Raw genomic sequence first — 12746 nt, 5'->3', positions numbered from 1 at the left:
GCCTTCGAGTACCGGCGAATCGAACTCCAGTCGGCGGGTTTAACAGTCGTATACTCCAATATAGGCGTATGAACGGTTCCGACCGCGACGGCGACGCCGACAACCGTCGGCATCGCTCCGGGGACTCGAGCCCGGACGACAGCCAGACAGCTCGCAGCGGGCGGCGTTCGGACGAAGCCCGCCCGCCCGGGGAACGGGGAGATCCGAATGATCCGGACGGACCGGGCGACGAGACGATGTTCCCGAATTCGAGTCCCAATGCAGTCCGAAACTGGACTGCCCATCTGTTACTCCTCGCACTCGTCTCGTTCGTCTCGGCCGTCACGACGCTCGTGGTCTACGACGCGTTTCTCGCCACGGTGGGTGCGACGATCCTCGGCTTCGGACTCGCCATCGCCGCGATCGTCTCCCGCGCCGTCTTTCCGCAGATCCTCTACGCGCTTTCGGACGCGTGGGCCGAGCATCGTACCTACGTCTGGTTCTCGACCGGGCTCTTCGCGATGGGGATCGCCTCCGGAGTGGCCCTCGCCGCGGCGGGCGTCGATCTGACCGAGCTATTCATGGAACTCATCCTCGAGGAACTCGGAGAGGAGGAACTCAACGGCGTGGGCGGTGAACCGAGCGGACTCGAGGAAAACGGTGGACTCGAACTCTCGGCGATGTTCTTTATCCTCAATAACACGCCGCCGTTCCTCGCTTCGATCTTGGGTGCGCTGACGCTCGGTCTGTTCACGTTCTTCGTCATGACGTTCAACGGCCTGATCGTCGGAAACATTGCCGTTGCGATCGGCGCAGAGGTCGGCTACGGCCTGATCGTCGCGTTGCTCGTCCCGCACGGAATCTTCGAGCTGACGGCGCTTTTCATCGCCGCAGGCGTCGGGTTCCGGTTCCTCTATCGGGCGGGTGAGCGAATCGCCGGGAAACGTTCAGCGCTGTTCACCAAACCCTACCTCGCCCGAACGACGCTGTTAGTGATCTTCGGCTGGCTCATGCTCGTGGTCGCGGCGTTCGTCGAGGCCTACCTGACGATCCCGGTTGCGGAACTCTTCTTCCCGGGACAGGCGGAGTAATCGCCCGCAATCGCGTCTTTAAATCCGGTCGCGAATCCAATCGAACGGTTGCAACACCAACAATCGGTAGTCCTCGTGGGGGTCGTAGGTCGCGAACGCGAGGCTGTTCGCCATCACGCTCACGCTCGAGATGGCCATCGCGAGCCCGGCCAGTGCAGGATTGAGTAACCCGAGCGACGCGATGGGGACGAGCGTCGTGTTGTAGATAAACGCCCAGAAGAGGTTCTGGCGGACCTTCGAGATCGTCGCTTCCGAGATCCGGACGGTCTTCAGAACGTCCGCGGGGTCGTCACGCATCAGCGTCACGTCTGCCGACTCGATCGCGACGTCGGTTCCCGACCCGATGGCAACGCCGACCTGGGCCGTCGTCAGCGCCGGCGCGTCGTTCACGCCGTCGCCGACCATCATCACGCTCCCACCGGTGCCGTCTTCGCGGTTGCCACCCTCTCTGCGTTCCTGTAGCGCGTCGACGTGATCCGCCTTGTCTTCGGGCAACACGCCCGCGCGGACGTTCTCCGTCTCGATCCCGACTTCTTTCGCGACCGCTCGAGCCGTCCGCTCGTTGTCGCCGGTGAGCATCACGACCTCGGTCCCGCGCTCGCGGAGCGCCGCAACCGTCTCCGTGGCGCTCTCTCGAATCTCGTCCGCGACCGCGAGGACACCGAGGAGTTCGCCGTCGACTGCCACCGGTATGGCCGTCTTCCCCTCGCGCTCGAGACGCGTCAGGATTCCTTCGGCTGGCTCGGGATCGATTCCCTCGTCCTCGAGGAGCTTTCGGCGTCCGATCAGGACGCTTCCGCGGTCGGTCTCGGCGCGGATGCCGTGGCCGGGAACGTTCTCGAACTCGCTGACCTCGCCGATGTCGATGCCGCGGTCGTCTGCACCCTCGACGATCGCTTTCGCGATCGGGTGTTCGGAGCCGGATTCGGCCGCTGCCGCCGCGCCGAGGAGGAACGACTCGAGGTCCTCCTCGCGTCGGGCGAGCACGCCGCCGTCTGGAGCGGTCTCGGAATCACCGTTCGTCGACCGCCCTTTGCCGCCGTCGGGCACAGTGCGGTCGACGAGCTCGACGTCCGTCAGGGTCATCTCGCCGTGGGTCAGCGTGCCGGTCTTATCGAAGACGACGGTGTCGATGCCTCGAACCTGTTCTAAGACGTCGCCGCCCTTGAACAGGACGCCGTTGGTCGCCGAAAGCGTCGAGCCGACCATCGTTGCGGCGGGCGTCGCCAGTCCAAGCGCGCAGGGGCAGGCGATCAACAGGGCCGAGGCGAGTACGATCACCGAGAACTCGAGAACCGGCACGCCGCCCGCGACGGGGCCGCCGCCGACCGGCTCGAGGACCGGAATCCAGGCGCTGAGCGCCGAGGAGACGTTGTACAGCGCGTCGGGGAATGCGAGCCAGACGACGGCCCAAAGAATCGCGTTCGCGATTACCGCGGGCACGAAGTACGCGCTCACCGTGTCGACGAGTCGTTGAATCTCGGGCTGGCGAGATTGGGCTTCCTTGACCCGATCGACGATCTGCTGGATCGCCGTCTCGGAGCCGACCTTCGTCGTCTCGACGCGCAAGACGCCGTTCTGGTTGACCGTCGAGCCGACGACCTCGTCGCCCTCGCCTTTCTCGACGGGCATGCTTTCCCCGGTGAGCATCGACTCGTCGACCGCACTTTGCCCGTCGACGACCACACCGTCGGTCGGGATCTTCTCGCCCGGCCGCACCTTCAACACGTCGCCGACTTGCACGTCCTCGAGCGGGACCTGAACCTCCTCGCCGTCCCGAATAACGGTCGCCTCGTCGGCTTCCATCTCGAGGAGTTCCCGCAGGGCGCTGCCAGCGCGGGCTTTCGAGCGCACCTCGAGCCAGTTGCCGAGCGTGATGAACCAGAGGATGAAGGCGACGGCTTCGAAGTAGAGGTTTCCGGTGAGCGCCCCACCGACGACGGCCGTACTGTAGACGTATCCCGCGGAAGTGCCGACGGCGACGAGCGTGTCCATGTTCGCCCGTCGGTTGTTCGAAAACGCTCTCCACGCGCCGACGAGGAATTCCTTGCCCAGCGTCGCCATCAGAACCGTCGCGAGGACGAACTCGAGGCCGTCGATCCAGACTTCCTCGACGCCGAGCAGTTCGTGGGGCATATCGATGAGCCCCAGCATGGCGAGCATGATCGGCACGAACGGCAGGGTCAACAGTCCGCCGGCGATCACGAGCCTGCGCTGTCGGCGAAGCTCTTTCTCGACGGCGCGCTCGCGCTGGCTCGAGCCCTGCGTTTCCCCAATTTCGTCACGGGCGGGATCGTAGCCGGCGTCTTCGACGGCCGCGTGGATCTCGCCCAACGAAACGTCGTTCGGATTGTACCGGACTCGAGCCTCGTCGGAGGCGAAGTTCACGTCCGCACGGATCACGCCCGGGAGACTTTCGACCGCCTCGCCGACTGTCTCAGAACAGGTCGAGCACGACATCCCCATGACGGTGATCGTTTCAGTTGCCGAGACCGCCTCGTAGCCGCCGTCCTCGATCGCATCGTAGATCTCGCTCAGCGAGACGGTCTCCGGGTCGTACTCGACGGTCCCCTCGTCCGTCGCGTAGTTCGCGCTCGCCGAGACGACGCCCTCGAGGTCCGACGCGGCGTCCTCGACGGTCCCCGAACACGTCGAACAGGACATCCCCGTGATCTCGAGGTGCGCTCGTCTGGTTGTCATGTATGGTACTACGGGATACACGTTCAAGCGAATTGTGGCTTCGTTTCTGGTGATTTGAATCCAGGAGACTTTGGAATTTTAAGGGATCTCGGATCGAGATTTACGTTGTCGCCTTCAGGATCGTTCGTCGGGGCCGCCGCCCCGCCGGTCCGCTGGCGATTCGACGGGCGGAGCGATAGTTAGCCACGATTTCGGAAACGGATCCGCTTTACTTTCTTTTGTTCGGGGTAGACGTTACTTCGGATACGAAAGTCGCGTCGTCGAACACCCCCCAATTCGAAACGCGAATCGGCAAAAAGGAGGAGAGCGTTAGATACTGTATGCCATTCCGTCCTCGAGGAACGCCGTCTAGCCTACACCCGCGGGGACCTCTTCGACGAGGTGTTCGAGTACCGTCGCGAACGACTGACAAACGACTAAGACGGAGCGATCTATGACCGATCAACACGAGGACTCGACTTCGTCCTCGGCGGACGACCGAACGGTACCGACCGACCGCCACTGTCCGTGCTGTCGAATCTGCGGGCTGGATTCGCCCGACGGGAGGTCTCGAGAAGCGGACGGACCGTCGCGGAACGAAACCGAAGATCGACTCGAGCACGACTCCAAACGACGGCACAAGGGCGGCGAGGAAGTTGACGGGACAGACCAGCGCGCGGATCACGACCACGGGGCGACCGGCGACCACGGCGCGGACGTCGATCACTCCGGGCACGAGGCGATGTTCAAGAAACGGTTTTTCGTGTGTCTCGCCCTCTCGTTGCCGGTGCTTTACTACAGCCCGATGCTTCAGGGCTGGTTCGGATACGACGCGATCGCGTTCCCGGGAAGCGAGTTCGTCGGCCCCGTACTCGGGATTCTCGTCTTCGCCTACGGCGGTATTCCGTTCCTTCGGATGGGCGCGGTCGAAGCTCGCAACCGCGAGCCGGGAATGATGTTGCTGATCTCGCTCGCGATCACCGTCGCGTTCGTCTACAGCGCAGGCGCGGTGCTGTTCGACATCGGCGAGCCGTTCTTCTGGGAGCTCGTCACCCTGATCGTCATCTTCCTGCTCGGCCACTGGATCGAAATGCGCTCGGTCAGGCGAGCGTCGGGCGCGCTCGACGAACTGGCCGAACTGATGCCCGATACGGCGGAACGGCTCGCGGAAGACGGCGAGACGGAGGAGGTCCCCGTCGACGACCTGACGGCTGACGACCTCGTGCTCGTTCGTCCCGGAGCGAACGTCCCGGCCGACGGCGTCGTCGAGGAGGGGGAATCGAACGTCACCGAGGCGATGATCACCGGCGAATCGAAGCCGGTGAAAAAGGATCCCGGAGACGAGGTTATCGGCGGCACGACGAACCGGGACGGGAGCCTTCGCGTTCGCGTAACCGCCACCGGCGACGAGACGACGCTCTCGGGGATCGTGCGGCTCGTCGAGGACGCCCAGGAGAGTCGCTCGAAGACGCAGGTTCTCGCTGATAGAGCCGCAGGTTGGCTGTTCTACGCGGCGCTCGGCGCGGCCGCGATCACGGCGATCGCCTGGACGGTCGCGGTCGGCTTCGGTCTCCCCGTCGTTGAACGGGTCGTGACGGTGCTGGTCATCGCTTGCCCGCACGCGCTGGGGCTCGCCGTCCCGCTGGTGGTCGCGATCAACACCTCTATGGCCGCCAAAAACGGGATGCTCGTCCGCGACCGGATCGCGATGGAGGAGGCCCGATCCCTCGATGCGGTCGTCTTCGACAAGACCGGAACGCTCACCGAGGGCGAACAGGGCATCGTGGCTATCGCGACGGCTGAAGTGATGGACGAAGACGACGTTCTCGCGCTCGCGGCCGCCGCGGAGGGCGACTCCGAACACATGATCGCTTCGGCGATCCGCGAGGAAGCCGCCGAACGGAAGCTATCGATCCCCGATACCCGCGAGTTCGAGGCGTTGAAGGGTCGAGGCGTTCGGGCGACCGTCGAACTCGAGACCGCCCCGGTTTCGGGTGGAACCACCGGTTCCCACACCGAGAGAGACGGAGAGACCGTCTACGTCGGCGGGCCGAACCTGCTCCGGCACCTCGGAATCGATCCCGAACCGACTCTCGAGGCCTTCGCCGCCGAAGCGGGCGAACGCGGACAGGGCGTCGTCTACCTCGTTCGGAACGAACGCGCCGTCGGCGCGATCGCACTCGCTGATGTGATCCGCACGGAGAGCTTCGAGGCGATCGACGCGCTCCAGGAGATGGGTATCGAAGTGGCCATGCTCACCGGCGACGACGAAGACGTCGCTCGAGCCGTCGCCGACGAACTCGGGATCGACACGACGTTCGCGGAGGTCCTTCCCGAGGACAAAGACGAGAAGATCCTCGAGTTACAGGATCGAGACAAACTCGTCGCGATGGTCGGCGACGGCGTGAACGACGCGCCCGCGCTCACCCGGTCGGACGTCGGAATCGCGATCGGATCGGGAACCGACGTCGCCGTCGAGTCAGCCGACGTGATCCTCGTCGAGAACGACCCGCGCGACGTCGTTTCCCTGATTTCGCTGAGCAAGCGGAGTTACCGGAAGATGCAGGAGAATCTGGTCTGGGCCGCCGGCTACAACGTGTTCGCGTTGCCGCTGGCAGCCGGGATCCTCGCGCCGGTCGGGATTTTACTCTCCCCGGCCGTCGGCGCGGTCCTCATGTCCGCGAGCACGATTATCGTCGCCATAAACGCCCAACTTCTGCGACGAGCGGATCTCTCACCTTGACCCTCTGTTCCGCTCCTCATCCGCGACTCTCCACCGCTCGAAAGGAAAGACAATTCCCACGGGACCGCCAATACCCGTTAAATGCGTATCGCCGTTCCCAACAAGGGCCGCCTGCACGAGCCGACGATCGATCTCCTAGAGCGGGCGGGACTCCACATCGAAAACGGTGCCGACCGCAAGCTCTACGCCGAGACGGTCGACCCGGACGTGACGATTCTGTTCGCCCGCGCGGCCGATATTCCGGAGTACGTCGCCGACGGTGCCGCCGACCTCGGGATCACCGGCCTCGATCAGGCTCGAGAAGCGCGGACGGACCGCGTCGAGGAACTGCTCGACCTCGAGTTCGGGCGCTGTCGACTCGTTCTCGCCTCGCCGGAAGACGGCGACATCGACGCCGTCTCCGATCTGGCGGGCAAAACCGTCGCGACCGAGTTCCCCAACGTCACCCGGAACTTCTTCGACGACGCCGGAATCGAGCCCGACATCGTCGAGGTCACCGGCGCGACCGAACTCACGCCCCACGTCGAGATGGCCGACGCCATCGTCGATATCACGTCCACGGGGACGACCCTGAAGATGAACCGCCTGAGCGTGGTCGAGGAGGTTCTCTCGAGTTCCGTCTACCTCTTCGCCCGGGACGACGTCGTCCAGGATCCGAAAGTCCAGGAGATCAAAACGGCGCTCTCGTCGGTCCTCTCCGCGGACGGGAAACGGTACCTGATGATGAACGTGCCCCGGGACAAACTCGAGGACGTTCGCGAGGTCATTCCGGGACTCGGTGGACCGACCGTCATGGACGTCGCCAACGGCGAGGGCGAGAAAGTCGCGGTTCACGCGGTCGTCGACGAACGGGACGTCTTCGAGACGATCACGGAAGTCAAGAACGCCGGCGCGAGCGGTATTCTGGTGACCGAAATCGAGCGCCTCGTCGAGTAGCGTTTCGTCGGTCTCGTCGCTATTTTCGTTGTCTCTGCTGTCGTCAAGCAGCGGGGACGGTCCGGGGTGTCCTGAGACGAGCTCGTTGTCGGCTCGATCGATGAGACTGGTCGAAAATGAGCGGGGAATGGAGAGAGAACGAAAGCGTCAGGGGGACCATCTGCCGGCTGCGCCGCTCCCGACATAGGGCTCGAGTGTTAGCAGGTGCGCCGCTGGTGAGACGAGCCCGACTCCGCGCTCGTACTCGACGATGCCGTGCTCCTCGAGGGTCGGAAGGTGCGTCTGCGAGAGCGAGTCGTGCACTCGCTGACACCGCTCGAGGAAGGTCGTCTCGAGGGTCGGATCGTTTTCCGATTCCGAGAGCGCTCGGACGAGTTGCTGGACGGTAACGGATTCATCGGCTGCGAGCACGTGCCGGATGATTTCGCGGCGCCGCCGACTGCTCAGGACACTCCGGAGGGCATCCAGTGTGAGTTCCTCGAGTCCTGTCTCCGCGCTGGAGGGCGACACTCGATCCGTCGTGTCTGTCGGGTGCGGAATCTTCATCGGCAACTGATGATCCTGTTCTGGGACCTGTTAAACGGGGCCGGTCGTTCGTCGGCTTTCGGTGATTCGCCGTCGATTCAGATACTTTCGGATCGTTCGTCCCCCATTGAACGGTTCCAATTCGCCGAAAGCGACGATCGCTGATTTAAACCAATATTTCGACCACCTTAATCAGCTATTAGACGCTATTACTCGCCGGAAAACTCGCTAAAACAGTCTCTCGAGCTTGACACTCTGGAGTGAGTTACTTTCGCTATCGATTTGATGAGAGCGCCTGTGATGCGATCGATTCTCGTCTCTTACCGGAAGTCGCCGGGGGACAACTGCCTAAGTCTTCCGAGCCACACACTCGCTTCGCTCGCGTGGACGCCGACCCGGGACAGCGATCACCGATGACCAGTTACAACCGATCGTATGAGTCGGTGTCTTCGCCGAGAAAATCGAACCGCAACTGAATTGAAACCGCGAGTAACCGGTACCGCCCGCTCGAAACGAACGTAAACGTTGGTTACTCGAGCAGACCGAGGTCCTCGAGACGGGAGACGATCTTGTCGACCGCGTGTTCGGCGTCGACCGGTTGCTTGCCGCCGGTAATAACGAGCTTCCCGGAACCGAACAGGAGCGCGACGACGTCGGGGTCGTCGAGCCGGTAGACGAGCCCGGGGAACTGTTCGGGTTCGTACTCGATGTTCTCGAGACCGAGTCCGATCGCGATCGCGTTCAGGTTCAGGTTACGACCGAGGTCGGCCGAGGTGACGATGTTCTGGACGACGATCTCCGGATCTTCGTTGACCTGAATCTGGAGTTCACGAAGTTTGTCGAAGACGATACGGAGGCTCTCGTGGACGTCGTCGGTGCTTTTCGCGCCGGTACAGACGATCTTGCCCGAACGGAAGATCAGTGCGGCGGATTTTGGATTCTGGGTACGGTAGACGAGACCGGGGAACTGCTCGGGGTCGTAGTCGGCCCCCTCGAGGTCCATCGCGACACTCTGGAGGTCGAGTTCTTGCCCGATGCCGGTCGACGCCACCACGTTTTCGATGTTGATGGTGTCCTTCGGATCCGTCATAAGTCGCTTAAAAAGACGTATTTAAGGTTTATAAAGGTTGGTACCGACACCGGTTCTCTCCGGTTTGTGCGACGGTTGTCAGTTCTGTTTATATCGGGTCGAACGTCGCTTCGGCGGTTGTAACCGCCCGATTACCGATCCTCGTTCGCCAAACGAGTCAACGAAAACGGTAGGCTCATACTCGGCCCGCGGTGACGAACGGTCGTGTACTTCCTCGAGTTGGGCGGAGAGGACGATCGGTTCGCGAGGCGGGAAGCGGCGAGTGCGGCGGCCGATGTCCGGATCGTCGCCCCCGGAATCGCGATCGCACGCGGTATCGCCCCAGAGCGGGTCCGCGGGCTCGCCTATATCCACCGGGCCGGCGAACTGCTCGGCCGAACCGACGCGACCCTCGAGAGCGCTCGAACGCTCCTCGAGGCCGCGTCGCTCGAGCGGGAAGGGTCGGTTGCCGTGCGAGCGACCGATGTTCACGGCTCGAGCGGCGTTTCAGCACCCGAGGCCGAACGAGCGCTCGGGCAGGTGCTCGTCGATCGCGGCTTCTCGGTGGACCTCGAGAATCCGGACCACGTCCTCCGCGCGGCGTTTTCGGTCGGCGAACTCGCCGAGGACGAGGACCTCGAGCCGATACTGGCCTCCGATTCGCGAGCGGACTCGAGCGCACCGTCACAGAGCGAGCACGTCTCGGTCTGTGCGCTCGGCTGGCTTACCGCCGAAAGCGTCCGTGACTTCGGTTCGCGTGCGCCCACGGACAAACCGTTCTTCCAGCCCGGCAGCATGGACCCGCTGCTCGCTCGAGCCGTCGCGAACATCGCTGGCGCACACGACGGCCGGCGAATTCTCGACCCGATGTGCGGAACCGGCGGCGTTCTCGTCGAAGCGGGCCTCGTCGGTGCGGACGTCGTCGGTACCGACGCCCAGAAGAAGATGGTCCGTGGCGCACGCCAAAACCTCGAACACTTTCTGAACGACCCCGCCGAGTCGCCGACCGGCGCGACTCGAGGGTCGTGGCACGTGGGTCGCGGCGACGCGACCAGACTCCCGCTCGCCGAGGACTCCGTCGACGGCGTCGTCTTCGACGCTCCTTACGGTCGCCAGTCGAAGATCGACACCCACCGACTCGAGGACCTCGTCTCGGGTGCACTTTCAGAAGCTCGCCGAGTCGCCTCGCGGGCCGTCGTCGTCGCCGATCGCTCGTGGGCGAGCGAGGCGAGGGCGGCTGGATGGGATCTCGAGTCGGCCTTCGAACGCCGGGTGCACCGGTCGCTGACGCGGTACGTGCTGGTACTCGAGTGAGACGTTCGGCAGGTCAAACGTAGGGAGGGTCGTCTCGGTACTGCTCGACTAGTGACGTTCCAGGCCTGAACTGCTGGAAACGTACCGCAATCGGCAGTGCGTTACTTCTCTCGTGCTCGCAACTCACGAAGAACCGCCGCCGCCGGTCGCTCTTCGTCCCCGGTCCGTTCGAGTCCTCGAAACTCGCGCATCGGGCCGACCGGCCGAACGACGAGTGTTCCGTCCTCGTTTTCGACGAACGCTACTCGCCCTGGCGTGGATATCCCGTGTCTTTCCCGGAGGTGATTCGGAATCGTCACCTGTCCGTTCTCGGTGACGGAGACGATTTCCTCTTCGCCCGTGGAGTTGTTGTTCGAGGCCACAGTGGTACTTTTACAACACAGGGATTAATGTTGTCCCCGACGAGGCGCGTACCGTTCCTGTCGTCGAGAACTCGAGTATCGGCATTCGGAGAGCACTTACTCGGTCGCAGACTTCGCCCGCTCGTGAAGCCGCTCGCCCTCGTCGCTCTCGACGGTGAGTTCCGGCACCGGAATCGGCGTTCCGTTCTCGTCGATCGCGACGAACGTGAACGTCGACTCGGTCGTGAGTTCCGTTTCGCCCGACCGGGGCTCCTCGCGCCACGCCCGCAAGGCGACGTTGACGCTCGTTTTCCCGGCGTCGTAGACGTAGGCCTCGATGAGCGCCGTCTCTCCGAGGGGAACCGGCCGAACGAAATCGAGTTCGTCCACTCGAGCGGTGACGCAGGACTCGCCGGCGAACCGGATCGCGGACATGCCGCCGACCTCGTCGAGCCATTTCATGAGGTTCCCGCCGTGGAGGGTGCCGTTGTTGTTCGCGTGATTCGGCTGGACGGGAAATCGGTTTTCGATGTAGGTCTCGAGGAGCGCGGGCATGCCTACGCGTTCTCGAGGCAGGTAGATAAACCGTGCGCGGTTCTGAACGGCCGGCGCGCCGGCTGGGTCGATCGGCTACGTCGCGGCCTCGAGTCGCCGACGCGTCGTCACCCAGACGACGAGCGCGCTACAGGCGAGCAAGAACGCGTACGCGGGTCGCTGGATAGCTTCGGGTTCGAGGTCGACCGTCGGTGCGGTCGCGAGCACCACCAGTGCGCCGATGAGCAACGTGAAGGCGCCGTACCAGAGCGGGTCGACGATCTCGGGGCCGACGGCTCGAAGCAGGTATTCCGAGAGAAGCGCGGCGACCGCGAGTCCGCAAACGAGTGCGAGTGCGGAATCGAGCGGGTTCCCGACGAGTCCGGTGAGCTCGAGACCGACGCTCACCGCCGGAAAGAGCGGAAATATCGCCCAGAGCCGAGTCGCGTGAGAAATTCCGTCGGATGCCGATTCCGTCGCCGCGTCGGCTCGCCCCTCGTGTGCAGGCTCGTCTCGACGTTCAACCATTGCGTCCTAACTCCGCGAGCACGCGCGAGACGTGAATCCGATCGCTCGAGCCTTCCTGCATTTCGAACTCGGTATCCGCCACGAGCCGGTGCATCCGGGCGAGTTCGTCGCCGTGGTATCGTTTCCGCGCGACCGAAAGGATCTCCTCGAGCACTTCCCCGCCGTCGAGTCCCTCGTCCACGAGCAGGTCGTCGAGGGTCTTTCTCGCGTCGGTGAACTCGCCGGCCTCTGCGTCGTCGACCATCGACTCGACTTCCTCGGCCAGCCCGACTTCGCCGATGGTCTCGTAGGCCCCGGTCATGGTGAGTTCGCCCTCGTCTTCGACGGTCGTCTGGGCGGCCAGGATCGCTTTTCGAAGGTTCCCGTTCGCGTAGCCGGCGACGAACTCGAGGCCGTCGGCATCGTACTCGACGCCCTCGCTCTCGACGATCCGCTCGAGGACGGCGACGGTTTCCTCGCTCGAGGGTGCCCGAAACGAGACGGGGAAACAGCGCGAGCGGATCGGCGGGATAAGCTTCGTCGGCTGGCGCGTAGCGATGACGAACTGTGTCGTTCGGTGGTGTTTCTCCATGATCCGGCGCAGAGCCTGCTGGAAGTCCTCGCGAATGTCCTCGGCGTTGTCGAGGAGGATCGTCTTGTACTCGCCCGAAACGGGGGCGTAGCTCGCGGATTCTTTGAGCACGTGGTTGATCATGTCCCGTTTGGACATCGACGAGCGCCCGACGAGAAAGCCCTCGAACCGGGGGTCGTTCTTGATTTCGGTCTTCGTCCGGCCGAAGAAGTCGGCGACGTTGATCTCGATCAGGTCGTTGTCCACGTCATCGCCGTAAACGTCGCGAGCGAGCGCGCGCGCTGCAGCCGTCTTGCCACTGCCGGGTGGTCCCTGGAGGATTAGGTTGATCGGCTCCTCGGCCGCCCGCTCGAGGTACCTGCGGGCGTCGTCCTGTGGCAACTCCTCGAGAGTCGGGGCGTACGTCTCGGTCCACAGCGGCGCATCCATCGCCAGT

At 63.8% G+C, this 12746-nt stretch carries 11 protein-coding genes; 4 read left to right on the top strand and 7 right to left on the bottom strand.

The window, feature by feature from the left end:
• Positions 1-68 precede the first annotated feature (68 nt).
• Positions 69-1070 carry a stage II sporulation protein M gene (locus ACZ5C7_RS07220; protein ID WP_464375666.1) on the top strand — a complete coding sequence of 334 codons (1002 nt, stop codon included), beginning with the start codon at positions 69-71 and terminating at the stop codon, positions 1068-1070.
• A gap of 18 nt (positions 1071-1088) precedes the next feature.
• Here ACZ5C7_RS07220 and ACZ5C7_RS07215 read toward each other — a convergent pair whose 3' ends face one another.
• Positions 1089-3770 carry a heavy metal translocating P-type ATPase gene (locus ACZ5C7_RS07215; protein ID WP_464375665.1) on the bottom strand — a complete coding sequence of 894 codons (2682 nt, stop codon included), beginning with the start codon at positions 3768-3770 and terminating at the stop codon, positions 1089-1091.
• 433 nt (positions 3771-4203) lie between these two features.
• On the opposite strand from ACZ5C7_RS07215, the gene ACZ5C7_RS07210 reads away from it, so the two are divergent.
• A complete protein-coding gene (locus ACZ5C7_RS07210; protein ID WP_464375664.1) occupies positions 4204-6492 on the top strand; it encodes a heavy metal translocating P-type ATPase in 2289 nt (762 codons plus the stop codon).
• Between the two features lie 81 nt (positions 6493-6573).
• Complete coding sequence (gene hisG / locus ACZ5C7_RS07205) at positions 6574-7428, top strand: ATP phosphoribosyltransferase (RefSeq protein WP_464375663.1); 855 nt, start codon at positions 6574-6576, stop codon at positions 7426-7428.
• Positions 7429-7575: 147 nt separating this feature from the next.
• Here hisG and ACZ5C7_RS07200 read toward each other — a convergent pair whose 3' ends face one another.
• A complete protein-coding gene (locus ACZ5C7_RS07200; RefSeq protein ID WP_464375662.1) occupies positions 7576-7974 on the bottom strand; it encodes a DUF7344 domain-containing protein in 399 nt (132 codons plus the stop codon).
• Positions 7975-8482: 508 nt separating this feature from the next.
• A complete protein-coding gene (locus tag ACZ5C7_RS07195) occupies positions 8483-9043 on the bottom strand; it encodes a TATA-box-binding protein (RefSeq protein ID WP_049953801.1) in 561 nt (186 codons plus the stop codon).
• A 204-nt stretch (positions 9044-9247) separates the two neighbouring features.
• On the opposite strand from ACZ5C7_RS07195, the gene ACZ5C7_RS07190 reads away from it, so the two are divergent.
• Positions 9248-10336, top strand: a complete 1089-nt coding sequence (locus tag ACZ5C7_RS07190; protein WP_464375661.1) for a methyltransferase domain-containing protein — start codon at positions 9248-9250, stop codon at positions 10334-10336.
• Between the two features lie 101 nt (positions 10337-10437).
• Here ACZ5C7_RS07190 and ACZ5C7_RS07185 read toward each other — a convergent pair whose 3' ends face one another.
• From ACZ5C7_RS07185 to ACZ5C7_RS07170, 4 genes are all read right to left on the bottom strand, one after another.
• Complete coding sequence (locus ACZ5C7_RS07185; protein ID WP_464375660.1) at positions 10438-10698, bottom strand: AbrB/MazE/SpoVT family DNA-binding domain-containing protein; 261 nt, start codon at positions 10696-10698, stop codon at positions 10438-10440.
• A 96-nt stretch (positions 10699-10794) separates the two neighbouring features.
• The gene (locus tag ACZ5C7_RS07180; RefSeq protein WP_464375659.1) at positions 10795-11232 is read right to left on the bottom strand and encodes an acyl-CoA thioesterase; all 438 of its coding nucleotides are present in this window, start codon (positions 11230-11232) and stop codon (positions 10795-10797) included.
• Between the two features lie 75 nt (positions 11233-11307).
• Positions 11308-11739, bottom strand: coding sequence for a hypothetical protein (locus ACZ5C7_RS07175; RefSeq protein WP_464375658.1), 432 nt, complete (start codon positions 11737-11739; stop codon positions 11308-11310).
• A complete protein-coding gene (locus ACZ5C7_RS07170; RefSeq protein WP_464375657.1) occupies positions 11732-12739 on the bottom strand; it encodes an AAA family ATPase in 1008 nt (335 codons plus the stop codon). Before ACZ5C7_RS07170 ends, ACZ5C7_RS07175 begins: the two co-directional genes overlap by 8 nt.
• Positions 12740-12746: the final 7 nt, after the last annotated feature.

The sequence above is a fragment of the Halostagnicola alkaliphila genome (assembly GCF_055379965.1).
Note: the sequence above shows the minus strand (reverse complement) of the source record. Positions and strands in the feature narration are given on the sequence as shown.

Coding starts and splice junctions, on each gene's coding strand:
- ACZ5C7_RS07180 (WP_464375659.1), bottom strand. CDS start 11,232: ATGCCCGCGCTCCTCGAGACCTACATCGAAAACCGATTTCCCGTCCAG.
- ACZ5C7_RS07210 (WP_464375664.1), top strand. CDS start 4,204: ATGACCGATCAACACGAGGACTCGACTTCGTCCTCGGCGGACGACCGA.
- hisG (WP_464375663.1), top strand. CDS start 6,574: ATGCGTATCGCCGTTCCCAACAAGGGCCGCCTGCACGAGCCGACGATC.
- ACZ5C7_RS07215 (WP_464375665.1), bottom strand. CDS start 3,770: ATGACAACCAGACGAGCGCACCTCGAGATCACGGGGATGTCCTGTTCG.
- ACZ5C7_RS07220 (WP_464375666.1), top strand. CDS start 69: ATGAACGGTTCCGACCGCGACGGCGACGCCGACAACCGTCGGCATCGC.
- ACZ5C7_RS07175 (WP_464375658.1), bottom strand. CDS start 11,739: ATGGTTGAACGTCGAGACGAGCCTGCACACGAGGGGCGAGCCGACGCG.
- ACZ5C7_RS07200 (WP_464375662.1), bottom strand. CDS start 7,974: ATGAAGATTCCGCACCCGACAGACACGACGGATCGAGTGTCGCCCTCC.
- ACZ5C7_RS07195 (WP_049953801.1), bottom strand. CDS start 9,043: ATGACGGATCCGAAGGACACCATCAACATCGAAAACGTGGTGGCGTCG.
- ACZ5C7_RS07170 (WP_464375657.1), bottom strand. CDS start 12,739: ATGGATGCGCCGCTGTGGACCGAGACGTACGCCCCGACTCTCGAGGAG.